Source organism: Acinetobacter sp. S-1 (assembly GCF_059579785.1).
The window spans coordinates 1,544,078-1,566,395 of record NZ_CM184207.1; the positions used below are offsets into that span (position 1 = coordinate 1,544,078).

Consider the following 22,318-nt stretch of genomic DNA (forward strand, 5'->3'; position numbering starts at 1 on the left):
ATGGCTCTATAAGATTCAATCTCTAAATAAGTTAGCATAAGAAACTTTAAAATAAAGTAGTTCTGACGTGACTATACTTTTCTTAAGCCTTGTGCCACCCATAGATAAATACTTTTTTGCAATGTAGGGGCCGAAATGTAAGTGAGGATTACCAAGATATTTAAAGGCTCGTCGAAAAGTGGGCTTTTTGTTATTTATAGGGTTCTGTAGATTTTCTGGCAAGCTTCTAATTTATATAATGCCTTAACAATTTATAATTTTATCGGTTCTAAAAAGTGAAAATTTCTAAAACTTTTCTTAGTATTATGGGATGTACGTGTTTGATGCTTAGCTCGGCAGCAATCGCGAAAACCAGCTCTAGTGTATATTCGCCTACAAAAGGTGTAATTTGTGACAAATATATTTGTGCTGACAAAAAAGGTGTTTCTAAAAAGCTTACAGCTAAATACTTAGGCACTTATAAAGCGAATAAAGCCTTCTCTCAAGGTGATTTTGATACTTCAGCGTTTACGCTCTCAAATGGTGTGTTCTGTGATACTAAAACAAAACTATGCCATGTTGATCGATACTTTGAGAATGGGCATCGCAGTAAAATTGATAGAAAAATGACAGATAAGCTTTTTAAAAATAAATAATTTTTCTATTGCAGAAATGAGGTAAATATCTCTGATAGATGAGTCTATCAAAGTAAAGTTAAATCGCAAAAGACCCCGCTAACTATCGACTAATGGCGGGGTTTTTTATTATTAAGTATTTCTGTAATATCAATTTAATAGTATAGGGTGAAGAATACTAAATGATCAGGGGTAATAATTAATAAGGGAGGGTTTAGTTTTCGGTAGGATCTTTTCTGATTGGGAAGGGAAAAAGGATCTTTTTATTATTAAGAAAAAACATAATTTTTAGGTGGAATTTAAATAGTGATGTACACAATTAGATATGTTCATCGGAACAACACTTACTACATTGCTTCGAACAATGAAGGAAATTTTATTATTCTTGAGTCACTTGATTCAGAGTTTCGTATGGGCCATCAAATTTCATATGATGGTGAAAAAGTATTTAATCTGACACTAAATGATGAAACAGATGCAGTCATTAAACTTGAGAGTAACGAAAAAGGAGCTTATGAGTACTTACATTCAGTTAAGTAAATAAGCTTTGTTTTTTGAGAAAAAACTATGGTATGTTTATTTGCGCTTTAATGATGAGCAAGTTTAATTCATGAACTGTTTACTAAAGAAAATCAATACAACCACCACGACCTACAGAAAAGGCTGCGTGTGATTTTTTATTAGAGCGACTTAATAAGATAACCAAACCCAGCCAATAATGGCTGGGTTTATTTTTCTCTGCACATTATTGGTTTTTTACAGAGAAAGATTATGGATAAAAGTCATCAATCAAAATCAGCTTTACTCGTTATTGATATGCAAAATGGCCTATTCAAAGGAGAGCTAAAGCCGTATAACCATCAAAGTGTACTTTCAAATATTCGTGAGCTTATTGAGTATCAGCGCTTAAATAAGAGACCAGTTATTTTTATCCGTCACGTTGGAGCAAAGGGTACTCCATTAGATCCAGACGGTGCTAATACGCAATTGATAGCAGAATTATCTTTTAATCCAGATATAGATACTGTCATTGAGAAAATATACCCTAGTAGTTTCAAGGGTACTGTTCTAAAAGATTGGTTAGAAAAACTTGATGTTGATCAAATCATAGTTACTGGCATGAAAACTGAATATTGTATTGACTCTACTATTAGAGCCGCTTCAGAAGTGGGATATAAAGTAACTTTAATCTCAGATGCACATACTACATTTGATTCTATGCATTTAAGTGCTCAGCGTATAATTGATCACCACAACCAAATTTTTAACAATGCTTTTGCTAAGGTAATAACTACAGAAGAGTTTATAGATGAGTTTTAATTTAGAAACAAAACAGTAAAGCCAAGTGCTTGTTTTGGAGAGGCTGTGTAGCCTTAGAAGGGCGCGGTACAGGAAGCTTTGTTAAATACTGTTATTGGAAGGGCTTTTTTATTCTTAAGTATTTCTGTAAGATCCTTCCGTTGCTTTAAACAACAATAAACCTTAATGATCAGCGCAAAAGTCATAAGGGGAAAGCCTACTTGAAAGAGTAGGCTTTTTTTATTTATCTATAAAAGCATGCTGAGGAATTTATGATCTGTGTAGCTAAGTTATAAAAATTTATTTTTTGCAATGAATGAGCTTAAGTTCTAAATTCTTAAAATCTATAACTTGATTAGAAGAATCAACAAGTTTTAATTTAAGTTCATCATCAGTACTCTTATTAAAAACTTTCACCACATCTTTACCAGCTTCAATAAAATTACCGCCAGATTCAAGCATGGCGAGTAAGACAATATTTAGACTTTTGCCTTTTTTAGTAAGTAAGTATTCTTTACGTTCTCGCTCACCAACTTCTTTATAAATTGACAGTTCAAATATTTCTAATTGGATGAGATGCTTTAGACGATTAGATAAAATTTGCTTTGATATGCCTGTATTTCCTAAAAAATCATTAAATTTTGTTACCCCATAGAAGGCTTCTCTTAACAATAGAATCGTCCATCTGTCATTTAATATTTCTGTAATTTTGAAGATCCCACATACATCTACTGGAAATTTATGATCTGGAATAATTTGATTTGACATCAGTGGAAGCTCCAATTAGTATGAGTCTATAATTTAGACCTAGCTTTGATTCAGGTAGCATTATGCCATTTATAAATATACAAACTATAGAAGGTTTACTAGATAAAGATAGTAAGGCTGAGCTTTTCAAGCGAATAACGGACTTATTTGTAGAAATAGAAGGAAAGGGAAATCCTGCTTTTCGAGAACATGTCTGGATAAGAATTGATGAGCATCCTCCTGAACATTGGCAGTTAGGCAGCTTAAGACCAACAAAGGAAATGATTGAATTAATCACTGCATCAAAGTGATGTTTGTAATGCCCTATAAATTAGGGCTTTATTTTTATTTAATTACTACAAAAATACAAGATTAGCTAATTTATCGTCTGATTTATCAACTTTTAATCTATTGATAAACATTATTTTCCTTTTCAACCCATGTGAGTTTTGACAAAATGCAACAAGTCACAATGGTCAATTCGGTTCTCACAAACTTATAGTCTGTTAAGATTGTGCATGATTCCGTTTATTTTTATGTAATTCAAATGTTTGGAAGTAATTTCTAATGGAAACACAATATAAGGTGTTATGTGTCTGTTTAGGAAATATTTGCCGTTCTCCCACGGCTGAAGTGGTTTTTAGACATTATTGTGACGCGCATCAACTCAATGTTATTGTCGATTCAGCTGGAACGAGTAATTATCATCCAAATAAATCGCCTGATCAGCGTAGTCAGTTGCATGCCAAAAAAAGGGGTTATGACCTATCATCTTTACGTGCAAGACAACTTTCAACTCAAGACTTTTTAGAGTTTGATTTGATTTTGGCAATGGATCATCAAAATTTTGAAGATATTCATGACGTGTTGCAAAGAGCCTTTTCCCAATTTGGCGCACATCAAATTCGTGCAAAAGTAGCTTTAATGAGTGAGCATGATCCTGAATACCCACAACAAGCGTTGCCTGATCCTTATTATGGCGGTGCTGATGGTTTTGAACGTGTACTCAATCAATGTGAGTCCAGTAGTTTGGCGTGGGTTAATATTTTAAAAAAACAATTGAATGTTTAAGAATAGGTTTTTCAACACAATGCAAATTCAGAATCAAGTACAGCTTAAGCCATTCAATACTCTAAGTTTAGATGCAACTGTTTCTCACTATACTAAAGTTGGCAGTATTCAAGATATTGAATCAGCTTTAGAGTTTGCTGAGCAGCATCAGTTAAATGTACTTGTATTATCGGGCGGTAGTAATATGTTATTACCGCAGCAGATCAATGCTTTAGTGATTCATCTTGATATTCAGGGAATTGAAGTTTTATCAAACGATGATGATTTTGTGCGGGTTAAAGTTGGCGCAGGCCAAGTCTGGCATGATTTTGTTTTATACAGCACTGAACAGAACTGGTTTGGTTTGCAAAATTTAGCCCTTATTCCAGGTTTAGTTGGTGCTTCACCCGTACAAAACATTGGGGCGTATGGGGTAGAGGTAGGCGAGTTTATTGAGTCAGTACAAGTGTATGACCGTAAATTAAAGCAAACTCAGACAATTTTAGCGGCCGACTGCCATTTCGCCTACCGCCATAGTATTTTTAAAGATGATCCGAACCGTTACATTATCACGCATGTTACTTTTAAATTGCTTAAACAGCCGCACTTAAAACTTAACTACGGCGACTTGAAACAAGCAGTTGGAGACAATCAGACTGCCGAAAATTTACAAAATCAGGTCATCCATATTCGACAAAGTAAACTTCCTGATCCAAAAGAGTATCCAAATGTCGGAAGTTTCTTTAAAAATCCGATTGTTAAACCTCAAGAGTTTGAACGCTTAGTCACACAATTCTCAACAATTCCACATTATCCTCAAGCTAACGGAAACGTTAAAATTGCAGCAGGATGGTTGATTGATCAGGCGGGTTGGAAAGGGAAGCAACTCGATATGGTAGGGATGTTCCATAAACAGGCATTAGTTCTGGTGAATTATGCCAATGCATCTCTTGCTGATGTAAGGAAAACTTATCAGGCTGTACAACATGATGTTGATCAGCTTTTCCATATTATGTTAGAACCAGAACCTGTGCTTTATAACAGTTTAGGTTTAATTGAAAATCATACGGAATAGTTTTATGCCAAAAGTACACTTAATGGTACGTTTAGTACAAGTAGTCACCGTGCTATTTGTACTATTAGGCTGTTTCGTGGTTTTTTTATATTCGCCATTTTATTCAAAACTTATTGTAGCTGGGCTTAACTATTTTGTACCTGTTGATGTTAATCAAGTCGCTGCTGAGAGCCAAAGACAGGCTGCATTAAGTGAGCATGATAATTTAGAACCGGGTTCAAATTTATGGATCGCTCGTCAGGCCTATTTAAAACTGACAGAGCAAGCGTTACGTGAAAAAAGAACATCTGATCTGACCTATATTCAAGAGAATTATAAAGCCTTGCAGCAAATTATTCTTTTAGAAGAAAAGGAACAGGATTCGGAAGAGCAAGCAGCATCTGTAACGGTTCCTTTAGTCGCTAAAAACTCAGAAATTGATGCCGCAGATGAGGCGAGTAGTCCTGTTGACGAAGCACTTTTTATTAATAGTTCTGAAAATAAAGCGCTTACTGAGCAATATACAGAGTTTTTAGCAAGAAAACCTGTGGTACCAGAGCATCAAAAAGCTGTCAGTGAACCTGAACAAAAAGTCGAGTATGTGCGTAAAAATCCATTACCCGTACAACCTAAAAAGTTATCAGAACCTTATGCAATTGTTGTGTTGGGTGGCGGATTAACCTTAGATAAAAATGGTAAGGATATTGTTGTTAATGGCTATACGCGTTTGCGATTAGAAAAAACTTTAGAAGTTGAAAAACAAAATCATCTGCCTATTGTACTTAGCGGTGTAGAAGCACCTTATATGCAAGCTTGGTTAAAAGAGCGCGGTGTTGATGCAAAGCTATTAGAAAAGCGTAGTATGAATACATGTGAAAATACTCGCTTTAGCTCTTTATTGCTTCAGAAAAAAGGCGGGGCACCGACAGTCATGTTGGTTACAGATGAATACCATATGCCACGTACACGCCGACTGTTTGCTTTAAATGGTATAGAAACTATTCCTGTTGTAGCTCCAATGCCAACTCCACTGACACGTTGGCAACCAAGTGTGCAAAATTACGATCATAGCCGCCGTGCAAACTATGAATTACTTGCGACAATTCGCGACATGTTGTTTGGCTCAAGTGATTGTCGAGAGGTTCCTTGATGTCAGATATTCCATTTCTCAATCCTGCCGTATTAAAACAATTAGATTTACCGGTTCCTAATCGTGATCTTACGCCGCAGGTTTTGAGTCCACTTAATTTAAATACATTAGAAGAACCTTCCCGTGATTTGCTGGCCTACCGCAAATTGTATGGTTTACATTTACTTGAATGTGACCATTGGCAAGGCTATGTCCAAATGCCTTTATTCCGTTTGCATGTGCAAGTTTTCAAACCCAAAGTAGAAAAAATACAAGGTACAGTTTGTCTATTGCATGGCTATCTTGAGCATAGCGGTATTTACCAGCCAATCATTCGTGAAATTCTTGAGCAGGGCTTTAGTATCATTACTTATGATTTGCCGGGGCATGGATTAAGTGATGGTTCACCAGCCAGCATTAAAAACTTTGATCATTACCAGCAAGTTTTGATGGCTGTTTATCAATATGTGAAACATGCAGATCAGTTACCTAAACCATGGGTCGGTATTGGTCAAAGTACGGGTGGAGCAATTTGGATGCATCACTTATTAGAATATGCTGAAAAACGCCAAGATCCGATTGTAGATCGAGTACTTTTACTTTCTCCGTTAATTCGCCCTGCAAAAACCGCGTGGTGGCATAACCCCGTTGGATTAGGCATTATTCGCCGTATTAAGCGTCAGGTACCAAGGCATTTTAGACGTAATAATCATAATCCTGAATTTTTGCGTTTTATTCGTTTAAAAGATCCTCTGCAACCTCGAATGATGGGCATGGACTGGATTTTGGCAATGTCAAAATGGATGCAAGAAATGGAAGAGCGACCTGCTTGCCGTATCCCAGTCTGGCTTGCACAAGGTGCTCTCGATCAGACGGTTGATTGGCATTACAACATTGAATTTATTCGTCGTAAATTTAGACTCCAGACGTTGTTAATGCTTGAAGAAGGCTCTCATCAATTAATTAATGAACGTGCGGATATACGTGCGGCTTTAACGGGTTTGATTCCGGCATTTTTACATGCAAAGCCAAAACATTTTTATTATTAGAAAAATAATGCATCTATCCAAAATTCTAGATAGATGCATTATTTAATCTTTGTAGTTTATTTTGAATTTTGATAAAGCTGCATAAAGTTTTTATAAACCGAAGACTGCTTTTGTGGACTATACATATTGCGCTCGATTGTTCCTTTATCTGTTTTGATTAAAACATTCACATTTTGAGCATTTTTAAATTCTTGTAGGAATTGACTTGGAATAACAAAGTAAGTGGTTGAATGTTTAGGTACTAATCGGCTCACATTTGTCTTTTCAGTGGCTTGAGCTGGTTCGTAATTGAATCGTTTGCCATCAATATCAAAAGTCAAAGCGTTAATATCATAAAAGTTATAACTACTACTTAAATGAACATCTACTCGAAGCTGATTTTTTTGATTTTCGTTCCATTTAACCAATAAGCTTGGGCATAGTTCAGTTGGTGAGCAGTTTAGTTGACCAGCTGTTTTTACCTCTTTAGGAGCTGGTGTACTAACCTGTGAGGTGCTACAAGCCGCAGTAAGTAGACATGAACCCAATAAGAGTAGAGATTTCTTCATCATATAAATTCCAAGATCGTATGTTTAATATTATTTATGTTAAGAGTAATAAATTTTGACATAAATTAACGCGTAATTGGACCTAAAAATACAAATGGTTTTGCAATTTTAAAGGAAGAGGTGGCATCACCTGCATAGATATGGCTTTGATCAGGTCCTAAATCAAGTCTACGAGTTTTACCATCTTTAAAGTTAATCTTTTTTAAGTCAACCCAAAATACATTTGGTGAGAGAGCGGATTCAAAAAAGTAGAGCATCTGTTTGTGGTCGGCAACAGTTCGCCAGCGAGTCGAAGAGATATTAGGTTCTTCTTGAGTATTTAGCCCATAGGGAACAGATGCATTGCGAATCACACTAAATACAGAGGCTTGTGCTTGTTTTGTATTATCATTTTTAGGAATAGCGTTAATATAAAATGATGCACGTGCAAAGCGATCAGATGCTCTGTTAGTACCGGGAAGCATAATCGTTCCGCCAATTTGCTTCCAATATTCAACAAGTGCAAGTTGTTTATCGAAAGTAGGTGAATTGGTCATGACTTGATAGCTTCGGCTATGGTGAATCACTTGTTTTCCACCAATATATTCGATAATTGCGCTATCACCTGTTTTATCAGAAATAGATAAATGTAAGGTGGTGAGCCGTGTTTCACCGGGAACATTGTCGGTAATAATAGTATAGGGTTCTTTTTCTAAGGCCTTAACGGCTTCATCTACAGTTGCAAAATTATCGAGTACATATTGAGCCCATGCTGCAATACTTAATAAAGGCTTATCTGTCTTTTTTGCATCTGGGTATTCAGACTCTACTAACCATAAAATATTAGCAACTAAACCTGCTTCATTCATCCCATCTGTTGTGGAAACTTCATAACCTGTTGCAATTACACTTCCATATTTCGACGTCCATTTTATTGAGTTGGGACCAGCGCTACCGTCACGGCTAACTCCGCTTGGCATAATCCATAAGTTGGTACCTGTATCAACCTTCCAGTCCATTGAGCGAGCAGTAATAATATGTTGGTTATTACCTAAATATACGGCACGTGTACAAGCAACAGCATAGCTGCTTAAGCCTACAGTGATTGCAACAAAAGAAGAAATGAATGTTTTTTTCAACATGATGATGTACCTTCTTGTTATAAGCATTAAAAAATTTTTATTAAATAAAATTAAAATGTGTACGTTATTTATACTTTTATATTAGGTGAAAAATCTATTAAATACAAATTAAAAGAGGAGTGAAATTTAAGCAAAAATCACATATTAGGTTTAAATCTGGAAGAGCATCACACTATAAAGGTGATGCTCAACTTATAAAAATTAATATAAATTAAAAATGATTGGCATCAGCCATATTCCACATTCGATAGTAGAAATTATCATCGTCATTATTAAGTTCAGATTGTAAAAGTTCACCTTCTTTCAAGAAAAAATGCAACTGAGCATAGTTCTTAATTTCACGGTCATTTACTCGCTGAGCCAAATGATGAGCTTTAATATCAGAAGGATGGCGTAAACCCGCAGCAGCGATCATTTCTGATAATGCATGCAAGGTATTTTTATGAAAATTAAATACTCGTTCTGATTTAGTCGGTACATCAATTGCTTTTTGACGATCTTTGTCTTGAGTCGCTACACCCACAGGGCACTGGTTGGTGTGGCAGCTTTGTGCCTGAATACACCCAACTGCAAACATGAAACCACGTGCTGAATTAACCCAGTCTGCACCGAGTGCAAAAGTGCTAGCGATATCAAAAGCACTAATGATTTTACCACTCGCGCCAATTTTAACTTGATCTCTGAGTCCTGCACCGACAAGAGTATTATGGACAAAGCGTAAGCCCTCTCGTAATGGGGTACCAATATTGTCACTAAACTCAATTGGTGCTGCACCAGTACCACCTTCAGAACCATCCACAACAATAAAGTCGGGAATAATTTTTGTTTCAAGCATTGCTTTAACAATACTCATGAATTGCCAAGGTTGGCCAATACACAGTTTAAAACCAACTGGCTTGCCGCCAGATAATGTTCGCAGCTTCTGTAAGAAATGCATCATTTCAATTGGGGTAGAAAAACTAGAATGCTTAGCAGGAGAAATACAATCATGATCGCGTGAAACGCCACGGATTTGGGCAATTTCTTCGGTAATTTTATGCTTAGGTAAGATACCTCCATGGCCCGGTTTTGCACCTTGTGAAAGCTTTAATTCGATCATTTTGATCTGTGGCAATTGAGATTGTTTAGCAAATTTTTGCTCGTCAAATTTTCCATCTAAGGTACGGCAACCAAAATAACCACTGGCAATTTGCCAAACAATATCTCCACCATTTTCGAGATGATAAGGGCTTAAGCTACCTTCACCAGTATCGTGATAAAACCCACCTAATTGCGCTCCTTTATTGAGTGCTCGAATTGCATTGGCACTTAAACTACCAAAGCTCATGGCAGAGATATTCATAATGGATGCGCTATAGGGTTGAAGGCATTGCGCATTACCCACCTGAATGCGGAAACTTTTTGGATCAGCTGGTGGACAAGGGCTTATTGAGTGGACAATAAAGCGGTAATTCTCTTGATAGACATCAATAATTGAGCCAAAAGGTTTATCTGCATTTTCGTTTTTAGCACGTTGATAAACTAAGCTTCGTTGCATGCGAGAAAAAGGTAGAGCATCTTGATCCGCTTCAATAAAGTATTGACGAATTTCGGGGCGTATATCTTCAAACAAAAAACGAAAATGTCCCATAATTGGGTAGTTTCTTAAAATAGAATGTTTATTTTGTAAAACATCATAGAGGCCTAATAGGCTTAAAGCGCCTGTAACTACCCATAAACCATTAAGGAGAGTATCAGAAATAAAATAATAGATACTATGAGGGGTATAGACGGTTCGAAACCATGTGATGCTGAGCGCAGTAAAAATACATAAAAACCAGAGAGAATGGCGTGAAAAGAATGTATTGAGAAATTTATGTCGAATGATTTGTGCTGGACTCGCCATATTGGAACAAATTCCTAATGTTTTACTGATACATACCTTGCCAAGAAGGAACTAAAACCACAAGTATGGAATTGTTAGCTTAAGGACGGTATAACAAAATCCAAAGATTATTGGGTTTGATTTTTCATTTAATTTTTAGAAATAGTTGAGCTAGCAATACATACTTTTTAGTAGTGAAGACCTGCCACTAGTCATTGAAATTTCAAAAAATTATAAAGATGTGATAAAACACTTAGATTTCTTATTCATAAAGTATTATTTTCTTATTCATTTAAAATATATAGAATAATCAGGTGCTTACTTTTTATTCTTATTTTTTTGACCAAACTTTAAAAAAATATAAAATATGAATGTTGATGGTAAATTTTAACTAATGAAAAATTAAAATTTTTTAGAAAAACTAATAAAAATATAAATGAAATTATCGAAACTTAATAAAAAGAGTGGGGGCAACCATAAAAATTTTTATAATTGAGAAATCAATCAAAATTTTGATTATTAATTGATATTTGGAATGAAACAAACATTAGTGTTTTTGTTGTTTTTTTGTATTATGCGCAACTAGTAGAGTAAAAAAATAACGCTTTGAAAAAACAGTCAGAAGAACTAGTGATTGTGATGGGGAAGGCTAATTTTTACATCTATTAATTTTATTGGCGTAATGTAAAAAGGTTTTTAACCATGAATAAGTCTCTCATTTGTTTATCAGCAATTGCTATGGGTTTAACGTCTATCAATGTTGCAAATGCAGCTAACGCAACCGGTACACTAACTGTTAAAGCAACGATTACAAACAGTTGTGTTCTCAACACTTCTGCAACAGGTACTACGTCAAATGCAATTTTAGACTTTGGTACGTTAAGTTCGCTTGCAAGCAACGTAGATGCAGACACCACAACAACAGGTGGTACTGCAATTAAAGTGTTATGTAACAACACTGTGCCATGGACTTTGGCTTTTGACGCAGGGAAAAATGCTCAATCGACACAACGTCGTATGATTGGTGGGGCGGCTAGCAACGAATACATTCCTTACAACCTTTTCTCAGATACTAACCGTGCAACAGCAATTGGTATTGCAACAACTGCATATAGCGGTACTGGTACTGGTGCAGCACAAACAGTTAACGTCTATGGTCGTATTCCTGCTGGCTCAACTTTACCAAGTGCAGGTAGCTATGTTGACACTGTGACTGTAACAGTGACTTATTAATTTTTAATAAGTTTTATTGCGTCATCGCTAGCTCTTTTTAAAGGAGCTAGCTCAATTTGAGAAAAGTAGTTCTGGGCAAATCATGAAAAAAAATATCTTTGTTGTGACAAGTTTATTATTATTTTTGCCTAGTATGCTAAATGCAGCATCAATCCGCCTTTCACCTGTTAGTGTTGAAATATTGAGTGATCAGGCTGCATCTTCCATTAGTTTATATAACCAGTCAAATGAAAGTGCTGATTTGCAGGTGCGTGTATTTGAATGGAGACAAAATGCTGGGCAAGATCAATTAGTCCCTACGGATGAGATTGTAATTAGTCCACCATTTTTAAAACTACAACCTAGTGACTCTTATAACTTACGTGTAGTTAGAATTAACCCAGAACCTGTTTCTGGTGAAAAAACTTATCGTATTATTATTGATGAGTTACCAAAACCGATTGATAGTCGTAAAGCTGATCAAGGGGTTAACGTACTATTACGTTCGTCATTACCTGTATTTGTAGTAAATAAAGATGCGATTACTAAACTGAATTGGTCAATACAACAAGAACAAAATAACGCTTATCTCACCATAAGTAATGTCGGTAATCGACATGCGCTTTTAAATAACTTAATACTTGTCGATACAACAGAAAATAAAAGCTATCCCATTAAAGTAAACACCGTGAATGGTTATATTCTTGCCGGGAAATCGAGAAACTTTAATATCAGTCCTGATTTTAAATTTCAAGCAGATCATAAATATAATATTTCATTAAATATTAACGGTAAGCAAACATCTCTTTAAAGAGGCACATATGAAATATATCGTAAGTGCCTTATGTGTTATGTACTTGCCGATTCATGCCGCTGCTGAATCATTACAAGATAGTACCAATGCTGTCTTACCAAGTATTCCGGAAGTTCCGAATTCTGCTCATCAGGCATTTGGTTCTGATCAGGGATATATCCAGCTATTTTTAAATATTTCGATTAACTCAAATATTTCTAAAGATTTAATATCGGTACGGCAGGATCAAGATAGAAAACTATATATCCGCTCTCGTGATTTAAAAGCTTTAAGAGTAAAAATGGATGAACATATCCCAGATAACCAGTGGGTATATATTAATGATCTAAACGGAATCCAGTTTAAATATCTCGAAAATGAGCAGTCTCTAAACTTAAAAGTTCCGTCGAACATGTTAACGGGTTACTCAGTTGACTTAAATGGCCAGCAGGTCACTAGCCCGAATTTGCTAAAGATGAAACCCTTAAATGCAGCCATTCTGAACTACAGTCTGTATCAGACTATGACCAATGACGAGAACGTTTTCTCAGGTACGGCAGAGGGTATTTTTAACAGTGCAATTGGTAACTTTTCATCAGGCGTTTTATATAACGGTAGTAATGAAAATAGTTATAGCCATGAAAAGTGGGTACGACTGGAAAGTAAGTGGCAATATGTCGACCCTGAAAAGATCAGGATATATACCCTAGGCGACTTTATTTCTAATAGCCCAGACTGGGGGAGCAGTGTCCGTCTTGCCGGTTTTCAGTGGTCGAGTGCTTATAGTCAACGCGGGGATATTGTCACCTCGGCACTCCCGCAATTTTCCGGCTCGGCAGCACTGCCTTCAACCCTAGACTTATACGTCAACCAGCAAAAGATTTATTCAGGGTTAGTCCCATCTGGTCCATTTGATATTAAACAACTCCCGTTTATTTCAGGAAATGAAGTCACCCTTGTGACCACCGATGCAACGGGACAGCAGAGCATTACCAAAAAGCCGTACTATTTTTCCTCCAAGATTCTGGCAAAAGGCATTAATGAGTTTTCAGTAGATGTGGGGGTTCCACGCTACAACTATGGGTTGTATTCAAATGATTATGACGATGCCACCTTTGCCTCAGGTGCGATTCGATACGGCTACAGCAACTCACTGACCTTAAGCGGCGGTGCAGAGGCTTCAACAGATGGCCTGTCGAATCTCGGCACAGGATTTGCCAAGAATGTTTTGGGGATTGGGGTGATGAATGCTGACATCGCAGCGAGCCAGTATAAAGATGAAAACGGTTATTCTGCTCTAATCGGTTTAGAAGGACGCATTAGTAAGAACATTTCATTTAACACCAGTTACCGCAAAGTATTTGATAACTATTTTGACCTTGCCCGTGTATCTCAAGTGAGATATTTAAAAGATAACCAGATCAATGCCGAGTCACAGAACTACCTGAACTACAGCGCACTGGCAGATGAGATTTTCAGGGCAGGGATTAACTATAACTTTTATGCAGGCTATGGGGTTTATCTGGGCTATAACCAGATCAAATATAGTGACAACTCCTATAAATTACTGTCTACCAATTTAAGTGGAAGTCTGGACAAGAACTGGGGTTTTTATGCATCAGCGTATAAAGATTATGAAAACCACAAGGATTATGGAGTTTACTTTGCGCTGAGATATACACCGTCCAGTAAAGTGAATGCGATCACGAGTGTATCTAGTGACAGCGGTAGCCTACGGTATCGCCAAGAAATATTCGGTTTGTCAGAACCGCAAATTGGTTCATTTGGCTGGGGTGGTTATGTTGAGCGAGATCAGGATGCAAAAGAAAACAATGCCTCGATTTATGCCTCTTACCGAGCACGAGCAGCTTACCTGACGGGACGCTATAACCGATTTGGGGATAATGATCAGGTTGCAGTTTCGGCGACGGGATCATTGGTTGCGGCAGCGGGACGTATCTTTGCGGCCAATGAAATTGGAGACGGCTATGCGGTCGTAACCAATGCTGGGCCACAAAGCCAAATTATAAATGGTGGTGTTAATTTAGGTGCGACCGATAAGTCTGGCCGATTCTTAATTGCAAATTTAAGACCCTACATGTCTCATCATGTCTACCTAGACCCATCATATTTACCTTTAGAGTGGGAAGTTAGCTCTACGAATCAGACAGCGTTTGTGGGTTACCGTCAAGGAACTTTGGTCGACTTCGGTGCTCATCAGGTTATTTCAGGGTTGGTGAAACTGGTTGATCAAAAAAATTCACCGTTAATGCCGGGTTATACCGTTCGAATTAATGGTCAGCAAGATGGGATGGTTGGGTACGACGGTGAAGTGTTTATTCCAAACCTATTAAAGCAAAACAAACTTGAAATCGATCTTCTAGATCATGGCTCCTGCCAAGTTGACTTCACTTATAACAGTAATCAGTACTCAACTAAAAAATTGGGACCTTATGTATGTCGATAAATATTGCTAGCTTTAACCAGCCGACAACTTTTAAAGGTCTTTCATTTATCCTGAAATATTTTTTGGGAATGAGTCTGTTATGCCTAATCTTTACATTTTTTAACTCTGCCCATGCAAGTTGCACAGTTACAGGGACAACTTCTGGTACATACACATATACTGCCGCAACAATTAACAATAATGCAGTTCTGACATACACGGGAACAATACGTTGTTATGGGGGACGTACAACACCAGAAATTTCAGGTTATATGTGTATGAAAACCGTCTTTACTGGAACAACGAGTAGTAATAATAATGTTTCATTACCTTACACCGTCACAGCAACTGTAGGTGGAGCAGGGTCTTCTACCACTAATCAAAATTCGAATATCTGGTATGGTCCAGTAAGAACAGTCGCTTCAAATAATGTTATTAGTTACTCTGTAAATATAAAAGTACCAGCTCGTACAGGGTCGCTCATGGCATACCCTAAAGGAACTTATACTGGTACGGTTCAGCTATTTTGGGACATGCAAGCAAGCTCTAGCACTGTGTGTGAGGGCGATAGTGGTGGAGGTTGGGACTCGGGTAATACCACTATAACTGCTAATTATGTTGTGCCAAGTTTGTGTCAAATAGATTCAACATCAAATGTCGATTTTGGAAATATTAATGATATTGGTAAGACTACTCGTGATTATACAGCTCAAGGAGTGGTAAATACGACCTGTAATAATGGACTGCCATATAGTATTTATTTGGGGGATGGGAATAACCGTATTGCTGGTGGCTTTAGGCAGATGACAAATGGTAGTGGTCAATACATCCCGTATCAGTTATATCAGAACTCGAATTATAGCGCGGTATGGGATACTACTGGTGGTGTAAGCGCAGTTGGAGGTTCTGGAGGTGTTTCTAAAACAGGTTCGGGCAATTCTCAGGGTACAAATGTCTATGGAAAAATTCCGCAAGGTACCACTATTTCAACAGCTCCGGGTAATTACTCAGATGCGATAGTTGTTACAGTAACTTATTAAGAATTTATTGGAATTTTATGTTGAGTATATTTTTAGGATTTGAGTTGAACACTTAGCATTTAAAAAGTGGTCTATAAATTTGGTGTTTAATTGTTCTAATTTAAAAGAAGCAGCTAGGTTTTTAAAGTAGGGGCGATAAGTGGTTAGCGGTAATGTTGTTTCAAGATGAGTAAAAACAGAAAAAGACAAATTAAAAAAATAAGAAAAAACATCTGATAAATATATACCTTATGAATATTAAATGTATTTTTACACAAGTTAACAGATTGTACAAATTAAATTACAGTTCTCTTTTCTTTATTTATTCTTTCTTATCAATAAAAAATACTTATAGAGATAAGTCGATTCTCAATAATTTAATGATTTGTATTGGAAAACAAAGTGTTAAAATTGAAAGGCTGAGATGCTCTGATATGTTTAATTGTATTTTATTCGGTGAATCTACGAATCGAAATTTGTGGATGCTTAGTAGTACTAAAGACAAATGGCTACATGCGTGACAGCTATCCCGAATTTTAATCTCATGAAAATACAAAGGTTTATAAATTGTTTCAACCACTTACTATCCAAACTCGACTCGGTGGATTCTACTTTTTCTACTATTCCATTGTGGGTACATTCATGCCTTATTGGAATTTATATCTTCAAGATCAAGGGTTTAATTATCAAGAAATTGGTGTTTTATCATCAATTGCGATTGTAACTCGTTTTTTTGCGCCTTTAGTTTGGGGGTGGATTGCTGATAAATCTGGTAGGCGGATGTTGCTTGTTCGGATAGCAACTTGGATGGAGTCATGTATATGGTTGGCTATTTTTATAGTGCCAAATACTTTTCAATCAGTTGCTTTGCTTATGCTTATTTTTAGTTTCTTTCAAAATGCGATTTTAGCTCAATTTGAGGGAGTCACTTTATTTTGGTTGGGTGATCAAAAAGCTAAACTTTACGGCAAAATTCGTAAGTGGGGATCGGTTGGGTTTATTGTTGGGGTATTCACTATTGGAACTATTTTAGAAATAGTACATATTTCAATGCTCCCAATTTTACTATTAATTATCGCGTCTCTAGCGTTTATTTGGTCTTTCACAATCCGCGAACCTGATAGCGCGCCTACTTCCCAAAAATATTTAGAACCTTTACTTCCTGTCCTTAAGCGCCCAACAGTGGCTGCATTTTTTGCAATTGAATTTATTCTACTTTTCTCACATGCGCCTTTTTATAGTTTCTATAGTAATTTTCTGAAATCTTTGAATTTCAGTACGACTGAAATTGGATTTTTATGGGCCATGGGCGTTTTTGCTGAAATTTTTATGTTTTCAATTGCTGCAAAAGTTTTTCAACATTTCTCATGGCGTATTTTGGTAATTGTTTGCTTAATATTGACGAGCATACGTTGGATGATGGTTGCAATATTTTCACATTATTTTGTTGTTCAAATTTTTGCGCAGTGTTTGCACGCTTTTAGTTTTGGTTTATTTCACTTAATTGCGATGCGAGTAATTTTTCAAAACTTCTCAGCGGGGCAACAGGGCCGCGGACAAGCACTTTACAGCACGATGTGGGGATTAGGGGTAGCCTTTGGTAGTGTTTTAGCTGGGCACTTCTGGAAAATTCTTTCTGGTGAAGTCATCTTTATGTGTGCAAGTGCGGTAGTGCTATTAGGCCTAGGTTTTGTAATGTGGCTTCCCAAACAAATCGACTCTTCCACATAAGTTTGAGGTGAGATAAAACTTTAATAACTTTGTATTGAAAAAAGCAAATAAATATAAAAATTGCTTGATGAGCTATAGTCGCACGTTACAGTTAAAAAATATTGTTTTTATATGGTTATGGAGCAATGATTTTCTAAAAAAATATGCTAACTTAAGTTCATGCGTTTAATGATTAATAAATCTATGAAAAATATTTATATTATTGGATTATTGTGGGCTTGTTCTGGTTTAGCTGTGGCAGAAACAGCTACTCAACAGCCAGCCGAACAACCTGTTCGGACTGCAAGTAATCCTAACGCTATACGTATTGTTACGCGTCCTGAAATTATGGGATTATGGGGAATGGAGATTCCAAATAATAAGAAATGTGTAGAATATTATAACTTTCGTAGTAGTAACGATGTAGTGATTAAAAGCGGTCAGGAATGGTCTTATGGTATTTATGAATATCAACCATCTGATGATCCTAAAGAACAGCTAGCCGCTTTAGTGATGCAAATTAAATTTGATAATAATAAAGTAGATTGTTCTGGTCAGAAGCAAGACCAAACAGGTGATGTCTCACAATATTTTGTACAATGGAAAAACGACCATACCATCAATTTCTGTTCAACAGCTAAAGGTGAGCAGTGCTTTGCCACTTTACGTCGTGTATTACCATAAAATGGTAGATATAAAAAAGCCTCTTAAAAATAAGAGGCTTTTTTTATTATGCAGTTTCAGCTTTCTTTTCTTCCACTTGCTTTAACAAGTGTTTTTCAAGGTAATGGATATCCATTGCTTGAGAGCAGAAGCTCTTATCTTGCAAAATAAGATCTTTATGTAAAGGAATATTTGTTTTAATTCCCGTAAGGATCATTTCATCTAATGCTTGACGCATACGTGCAATTGAAGTTTCACGGTCTTTACCATGAGAAATCAATTTAGCAATCATAGAGTCATAGTAAGGTGGAATGCTGTATTCTGGGTAGATATGAGAATCTAAACGAATACCAGCGCCGCCTGGTGCATAGAAACTTTCAATTTTACCTGGTGAAGGTAAGAATGTTGTTGGATCTTCTGCATTGATACGGCATTCAATTGCATGTCCTTGAACTTTGATATCTTCTTGTTGAAGCTCTAGTCCTAGGCCACCAGCAATACGTAACTGTTGTTCAATAATATCGACACCAGTAACCATTTCAGTTACAGGGTGCTCTACCTGAACACGAGTATTCATTTCAATGAAGAAGAATTCACCGTCTTCAAATAAGAATTCAAACGTACCAGCACCACGATATTGCATTAACTGACAAGCATGAACACAAGCCTCTAAAATATCAGCTCGAGCTTGTTCTGGTAGGTTTGGTGCAGGTGCTTCTTCTAGTACTTTTTGATGGCGACGTTGTAATGAACAGTCACGGTCATATAAATGGATTGCATGACCATTACCATCACCAAGAACTTGAACTTCGACATGGCGAGGTTTTTGTAAGAAGCGTTCCATGTAAACAGTATCATCACCGAACCACATTTCTGCATCGCGCTGTGCTGCTTGAACTGATTCAAGTAGTGTATCTACACGCTCAACAATACGCATACCACGTCCACCACCACCGGAAGCGGCTTTAACAATAAGCGGGAAACCGATTTCTTTTGCTTCTGCCAATGCATTGTGGATGGTTACTGCATGGTCACAACCTGGTACAGTAGGTACGCCAGCTTTTTTCATGGCAACAATCGCAGAAACTTTATTCCCCATAAGGCGGATATGTTCTGGACGTGGACCAATAAAAGTAAAGCCTGAACTTTCTACAATTTCAGCAAACTCAGCATTTTCTGAAAGGAAACCATAACCCGGGTGAATAGCATCAGCACCGGTAATTTCTGCAGCAGTAATAATTGCCGGGATATTTAAATAGCTATCACTACTTGCGCCCGGACCAATACATACTGCTTCATCAACAAAACGTAAATGCATCAAATCCTTATCGGCATCTGAATAGATACCAACAGTCTTGATTCCTAATGTTTTACAAGCCCGGGTAATACGTAAAGCGATTTCACCACGGTTTGCAATTAAAACTTTTTGCAACATAGACGTCCCCGGGGTAATTACGCGCGATAACGGAATAAAGGTTGACCGAATTGGATAACTTCACCATTTTTCACTAAAATTTCTTCAATCACGCCACTTTGAGTTGCTTCAATTGGGTTCATGATTTTCATTGCTTCAATAATACCCAAAGTTTCACCAGCAGATACTGTTTGACCTACTTTAACAAATGGTGCTTCACCTGGGCTTGGAGCAGCGTAGAACACGCCAACCATTGGAGAAGTTTCAACTGCTCCACGTGGTGTTTTTGCAACTGGTGCTTCTGCAACAGGAGCAGCCGGAAGTGCTACACCAGCCGCAGCAACGACAGGATTGCGACGAGTTAAAGCGATTGATTGATCACCTTCTTTAACTTCGATCGCTTGCAAGTCAGACTCAATCATTAAATCGATGAGTTTCTTAATTTTGCGGATATCCATGGGCGACTATTCCTAAACTAGTTTGGGTTAGATGGTTGAATTTTTTCAATAGCGTAATCGAGTGCAAAACGATAGCCTTTTGCACCTAAACCACAAATCACGCCAATTGCTTTATCAGATAAATAAGAATGATGTCTGAATGCCTCTCTTGCATGGACATTAGACAAATGAACTTCAATGAATGGAATCGCAACGCCAAGTAGGGCATCACGTAGAGCAACAGATGTATGGGTGAGGGCTGCAGGGTTGATAATAATAAGTTTTACGCCTTCAGTTTGTGCCTGATGAATACGATCAACAATGGCACCTTCCCAGTTGCTTTGAAAAGTATCTAATGTGAGTGAAGCTTGTTGAGCTTGGCTAATAAGTTGTTGGTTAATATCATCTAAGGTAAGATGACCATATACTTCTGGTTCGCGTTTTCCCAGCAAATTCAAATTCGGTCCATGAATCACCAAAATGGTCGAACTCATTCAGATTGCTCCAGCTCTAAAGTTGCAAATATTCTTTGCAAGATGTCTGCAAAGTTTGCTTATTATGGCATATGTTTCTACAATTTTTTTATAATTTGTTTTCATCGTCGCAGAAAGGGTATACCAAATTCGGCTTATATATTGTAAATTTTGCGATGATTTAGCAATGTTAAAAAATGACAAAATTTCAAGTAATTTAATGGAGCTTATTTTAAACTGAATTGACAAAAACAGTTCATGTATTTTGTGTAACGGCTATAGAGTTCTCTCCAATCCCTAATAGCTCATTCCATCGAGTTAGATAATTTTTTGAACGGTGACATTGTTTCATGTGCCAAGATGGATTACGGGAATGATAGCCGACTTGTAAATAGTGACTGCCGAATCGGTTACGAACTGTGCTGAGCGTTTGCATCAATTGTTGTCTTTGCTGAATCAACTCAAGAGGTTGCCATAAATCATCAATATGATGTTGACGAGGATGCAAACCACAAAATAAAACTCCAATCTTTATATATTTTTTATTTTCTTTATATAAAACATCTATTTGCTGCATGGCTGCTTTTGTTAATATGCATAAATCATCTGTTGCATAATTTAAACCTATCGCTTGAGAAGATGCTTTTTTATAAGGTGGTTTATCTATTTTTTCATAAAGCAAGACTTGAACGCAGGCACAGAGCTGTTCTTGTTTCATTAAACGGCGATGTGCCCGGTTAAGATGAAAAATAAGCGCTTGTTTAATAATCTCAATGCTGGACAAAGCTTGAGCAAAACTGCGTGATGCTAAAATTCGTTTGGTGACAATTGCAGGATCGTCGAGTTGAATACAGGATTGGCCTTTTAGCTCACGAATGGTACGTGCCATAACCACAGAAAAAGCTTTTGCTAAATGATGCTCATTGGCAAAAGTTAAGTCTAAGCATGAATAAATCTCATAACTCCGTAATTGTTTGACTAATTGATAGCCAATTCCCCAGACTTCTTTGACTGAAGTGTGTTGCATGAGGTCTTCAAGAAGCAAAGGATCTAAGGTCGTGAAATTACAAATTCTATTAAAGCTTCTAATTTTTTTAGCATAGTGATTGGCCAATTTTGCTTGAGTTTTTGAATATCCGATGCCAATACAACAGGGTAAGCTTAACCATTCTTCTAAGGTTTCTACGACTTTGACACAATAAGAATGAATATCTAGAGATTGAAGGTAAGGGGTAAGGCGAATAAAACATTCATCTATAGAATAAGCTTCTAAATCATCGGGCGAGAAAAACTCACCAAGAACTGAAAAAAAGCGACGTGACATTTCAGCATATAAAGTGTAGTTGCTTGAATAGACGTGTACACCTGCTTGAAGAGCTTCTTGTTCGATCTGATACCATGGAATACCCATTTTGATACCCATATTTTTTGCTTCTTCACTACGTGATACAACACATCCGTCGTTATTAGAAAGTACTACGACTGGTAGACCAATAAGTTTGGGATTAAATAGTCGCTCACAACTCACATAACAATTATTAATGTCTACGAGGGCGTAAATTTCGCGGTGTGAGATTTCCATTATGATTTGCCCCATGAAAAATATTGGTAAAACTACATATTGATATTGTTTTCATAAACACAGCGATGAGGGGTGTTGGATGAAAAAGTTGCAT

The 22,318-nt window shown here is 36.9% G+C and carries 22 protein-coding genes; 14 read left to right on the plus strand and 8 right to left on the minus strand.

The window, feature by feature from the left end; genetic code table 11:
• Positions 1-305 precede the first annotated feature (305 nt).
• From AC52J8_RS07350 to AC52J8_RS07360, 3 genes are all read left to right on the plus strand, one after another.
• Positions 306-635, plus strand: a complete 330-nt coding sequence (locus AC52J8_RS07350; RefSeq protein ID WP_029767006.1) for a YcgJ family protein — start codon at positions 306-308, stop codon at positions 633-635.
• Between the two features lie 288 nt (positions 636-923).
• A complete protein-coding gene (locus AC52J8_RS07355; RefSeq protein ID WP_005068773.1) occupies positions 924-1,154 on the plus strand; it encodes a hypothetical protein in 231 nt (76 codons plus the stop codon).
• A 231-nt stretch (positions 1,155-1,385) separates the two neighbouring features.
• Complete coding sequence (locus AC52J8_RS07360; RefSeq protein WP_086399516.1) at positions 1,386-1,934, plus strand: cysteine hydrolase family protein; 549 nt, start codon at positions 1,386-1,388, stop codon at positions 1,932-1,934.
• Positions 1,935-2,213: 279 nt separating this feature from the next.
• On the opposite strand, the gene AC52J8_RS07365 is transcribed toward AC52J8_RS07360, so the two are convergent.
• Positions 2,214-2,681 (minus strand): winged helix-turn-helix transcriptional regulator, encoded by a 468-nt coding sequence (locus AC52J8_RS07365; RefSeq protein ID WP_086399515.1) that lies wholly within the window; start codon positions 2,679-2,681, stop codon positions 2,214-2,216.
• Between the two features lie 62 nt (positions 2,682-2,743).
• Here AC52J8_RS07365 and AC52J8_RS07370 point away from each other — a divergent pair, with 62 nt between their 5' ends.
• The 5 genes from AC52J8_RS07370 to AC52J8_RS07390 all read left to right on the plus strand — a co-directional run bounded on the left by AC52J8_RS07370 (position 2,744) and on the right by AC52J8_RS07390 (position 6,942).
• Positions 2,744-2,971 (plus strand): tautomerase family protein, encoded by a 228-nt coding sequence (locus tag AC52J8_RS07370; protein WP_002115197.1) that lies wholly within the window; start codon positions 2,744-2,746, stop codon positions 2,969-2,971.
• Positions 2,972-3,227: 256 nt separating this feature from the next.
• A complete protein-coding gene (locus tag AC52J8_RS07375; protein ID WP_140157909.1) occupies positions 3,228-3,731 on the plus strand; it encodes a low molecular weight protein-tyrosine-phosphatase in 504 nt (167 codons plus the stop codon).
• Positions 3,732-3,750: 19 nt separating this feature from the next.
• Positions 3,751-4,785 (plus strand): UDP-N-acetylmuramate dehydrogenase, encoded by a 1,035-nt coding sequence (murB, locus tag AC52J8_RS07380; RefSeq protein ID WP_068930348.1) that lies wholly within the window; start codon positions 3,751-3,753, stop codon positions 4,783-4,785.
• Between the two features lie 4 nt (positions 4,786-4,789).
• Positions 4,790-5,914 (plus strand): YdcF family protein, encoded by a 1,125-nt coding sequence (locus tag AC52J8_RS07385; protein ID WP_002115205.1) that lies wholly within the window; start codon positions 4,790-4,792, stop codon positions 5,912-5,914.
• Positions 5,914-6,942, plus strand: coding sequence for an alpha/beta hydrolase (locus AC52J8_RS07390; protein WP_086399514.1), 1,029 nt, complete (start codon positions 5,914-5,916; stop codon positions 6,940-6,942). Before AC52J8_RS07385 ends, AC52J8_RS07390 begins: the two co-directional genes overlap by 1 nt.
• Before the next feature lie 56 nt (positions 6,943-6,998).
• On the opposite strand, the gene AC52J8_RS07395 is transcribed toward AC52J8_RS07390, so the two are convergent.
• From AC52J8_RS07395 to AC52J8_RS07405, 3 genes are all read right to left on the minus strand, one after another.
• Positions 6,999-7,493, minus strand: coding sequence for a hypothetical protein (locus tag AC52J8_RS07395; protein ID WP_086399513.1), 495 nt, complete (start codon positions 7,491-7,493; stop codon positions 6,999-7,001).
• 62 nt (positions 7,494-7,555) lie between these two features.
• The gene (locus AC52J8_RS07400) at positions 7,556-8,611 is read right to left on the minus strand and encodes a linear amide C-N hydrolase (protein WP_086399512.1); all 1,056 of its coding nucleotides are present in this window, start codon (positions 8,609-8,611) and stop codon (positions 7,556-7,558) included.
• 211 nt (positions 8,612-8,822) lie between these two features.
• Positions 8,823-10,496, minus strand: a complete 1,674-nt coding sequence (locus tag AC52J8_RS07405; RefSeq protein WP_032038125.1) for an FMN-binding glutamate synthase family protein — start codon at positions 10,494-10,496, stop codon at positions 8,823-8,825.
• Positions 10,497-11,177: 681 nt separating this feature from the next.
• On the opposite strand from AC52J8_RS07405, the gene AC52J8_RS07410 reads away from it, so the two are divergent.
• From AC52J8_RS07410 to AC52J8_RS07435, 6 genes are all read left to right on the plus strand, one after another.
• Positions 11,178-11,708 carry a Csu type fimbrial protein gene (locus AC52J8_RS07410; protein WP_005068793.1) on the plus strand — a complete coding sequence of 177 codons (531 nt, stop codon included), beginning with the start codon at positions 11,178-11,180 and terminating at the stop codon, positions 11,706-11,708.
• A gap of 82 nt (positions 11,709-11,790) precedes the next feature.
• Positions 11,791-12,498 (plus strand): fimbrial biogenesis chaperone, encoded by a 708-nt coding sequence (locus tag AC52J8_RS07415; protein WP_032006077.1) that lies wholly within the window; start codon positions 11,791-11,793, stop codon positions 12,496-12,498.
• 40 nt (positions 12,499-12,538) lie between these two features.
• A complete protein-coding gene (locus AC52J8_RS07420) occupies positions 12,539-14,947 on the plus strand; it encodes a fimbria/pilus outer membrane usher protein (RefSeq protein WP_086399565.1) in 2,409 nt (802 codons plus the stop codon).
• Positions 14,938-15,966 carry a Csu type fimbrial protein gene (locus AC52J8_RS07425; RefSeq protein WP_086399511.1) on the plus strand — a complete coding sequence of 343 codons (1,029 nt, stop codon included), beginning with the start codon at positions 14,938-14,940 and terminating at the stop codon, positions 15,964-15,966. The genes AC52J8_RS07420 and AC52J8_RS07425 overlap by 10 nt, the downstream gene beginning before the upstream one ends.
• A 546-nt stretch (positions 15,967-16,512) precedes the next feature.
• Positions 16,513-17,676: an MFS transporter gene (locus AC52J8_RS07430; protein ID WP_197738989.1), complete on the plus strand. Its 1,164-nt coding sequence runs from the start codon at positions 16,513-16,515 to the stop codon at positions 17,674-17,676.
• A 159-nt stretch (positions 17,677-17,835) separates the two neighbouring features.
• Entirely contained in the window at positions 17,836-18,339 is a 504-nt protein-coding gene (locus AC52J8_RS07435) for a hypothetical protein (protein ID WP_002115710.1), read from the plus strand.
• A 46-nt stretch (positions 18,340-18,385) separates the two neighbouring features.
• On the opposite strand, the gene accC is transcribed toward AC52J8_RS07435, so the two are convergent.
• The 4 genes from accC to AC52J8_RS07455 all read right to left on the minus strand — a co-directional run bounded on the left by accC (position 18,386) and on the right by AC52J8_RS07455 (position 22,224).
• On the minus strand, positions 18,386-19,753 hold the full coding sequence (gene accC / locus AC52J8_RS07440) for an acetyl-CoA carboxylase biotin carboxylase subunit (protein ID WP_002115704.1): 1,368 nt from the start codon (positions 19,751-19,753) through the stop codon (positions 18,386-18,388).
• Between the two features lie 17 nt (positions 19,754-19,770).
• Positions 19,771-20,190 (minus strand): acetyl-CoA carboxylase biotin carboxyl carrier protein, encoded by a 420-nt coding sequence (accB, locus tag AC52J8_RS07445; RefSeq protein WP_000354611.1) that lies wholly within the window; start codon positions 20,188-20,190, stop codon positions 19,771-19,773.
• Between the two features lie 17 nt (positions 20,191-20,207).
• Positions 20,208-20,663, minus strand: a complete 456-nt coding sequence (gene aroQ / locus AC52J8_RS07450; protein WP_017385967.1) for a type II 3-dehydroquinate dehydratase — start codon at positions 20,661-20,663, stop codon at positions 20,208-20,210.
• Between the two features lie 235 nt (positions 20,664-20,898).
• Positions 20,899-22,224, minus strand: a complete 1,326-nt coding sequence (locus AC52J8_RS07455; protein ID WP_086399510.1) for a Y-family DNA polymerase — start codon at positions 22,222-22,224, stop codon at positions 20,899-20,901.
• Positions 22,225-22,318 lie beyond the last annotated feature (94 nt).

Bases quoted from the DNA above. Each gene is read 5' to 3' on its own strand.
- murB (WP_068930348.1), top strand. From the start codon at position 3,751: ATGCAAATTCAGAATCAAGTACAGCTTAAGCCATTCAATACTCTAAGT.
- AC52J8_RS07365 (WP_086399515.1), bottom strand. From the start codon at position 2,681: ATGTCAAATCAAATTATTCCAGATCATAAATTTCCAGTAGATGTATGT.
- AC52J8_RS07400 (WP_086399512.1), bottom strand. From the start codon at position 8,611: ATGTTGAAAAAAACATTCATTTCTTCTTTTGTTGCAATCACTGTAGGC.
- aroQ (WP_017385967.1), bottom strand. From the start codon at position 20,663: ATGAGTTCGACCATTTTGGTGATTCATGGACCGAATTTGAATTTGCTG.
- AC52J8_RS07405 (WP_032038125.1), bottom strand. From the start codon at position 10,496: ATGGCGAGTCCAGCACAAATCATTCGACATAAATTTCTCAATACATTC.
- AC52J8_RS07420 (WP_086399565.1), top strand. From the start codon at position 12,539: ATGTACTTGCCGATTCATGCCGCTGCTGAATCATTACAAGATAGTACC.
- accC (WP_002115704.1), bottom strand. From the start codon at position 19,753: ATGTTGCAAAAAGTTTTAATTGCAAACCGTGGTGAAATCGCTTTACGT.
- accB (WP_000354611.1), bottom strand. From the start codon at position 20,190: ATGGATATCCGCAAAATTAAGAAACTCATCGATTTAATGATTGAGTCT.
- AC52J8_RS07385 (WP_002115205.1), top strand. From the start codon at position 4,790: ATGCCAAAAGTACACTTAATGGTACGTTTAGTACAAGTAGTCACCGTG.
- AC52J8_RS07415 (WP_032006077.1), top strand. From the start codon at position 11,791: ATGAAAAAAAATATCTTTGTTGTGACAAGTTTATTATTATTTTTGCCT.
- AC52J8_RS07360 (WP_086399516.1), top strand. From the start codon at position 1,386: ATGGATAAAAGTCATCAATCAAAATCAGCTTTACTCGTTATTGATATG.
- AC52J8_RS07435 (WP_002115710.1), top strand. From the start codon at position 17,836: ATGCGTTTAATGATTAATAAATCTATGAAAAATATTTATATTATTGGA.
- AC52J8_RS07455 (WP_086399510.1), bottom strand. From the start codon at position 22,224: ATGGAAATCTCACACCGCGAAATTTACGCCCTCGTAGACATTAATAAT.
- AC52J8_RS07390 (WP_086399514.1), top strand. From the start codon at position 5,914: ATGTCAGATATTCCATTTCTCAATCCTGCCGTATTAAAACAATTAGAT.
- AC52J8_RS07410 (WP_005068793.1), top strand. From the start codon at position 11,178: ATGAATAAGTCTCTCATTTGTTTATCAGCAATTGCTATGGGTTTAACG.
- AC52J8_RS07395 (WP_086399513.1), bottom strand. From the start codon at position 7,493: ATGATGAAGAAATCTCTACTCTTATTGGGTTCATGTCTACTTACTGCG.
- AC52J8_RS07425 (WP_086399511.1), top strand. From the start codon at position 14,938: ATGTCGATAAATATTGCTAGCTTTAACCAGCCGACAACTTTTAAAGGT.
- AC52J8_RS07350 (WP_029767006.1), top strand. From the start codon at position 306: ATGGGATGTACGTGTTTGATGCTTAGCTCGGCAGCAATCGCGAAAACC.
- AC52J8_RS07355 (WP_005068773.1), top strand. From the start codon at position 924: ATGTACACAATTAGATATGTTCATCGGAACAACACTTACTACATTGCT.
- AC52J8_RS07375 (WP_140157909.1), top strand. From the start codon at position 3,228: ATGGAAACACAATATAAGGTGTTATGTGTCTGTTTAGGAAATATTTGC.
- AC52J8_RS07370 (WP_002115197.1), top strand. From the start codon at position 2,744: ATGCCATTTATAAATATACAAACTATAGAAGGTTTACTAGATAAAGAT.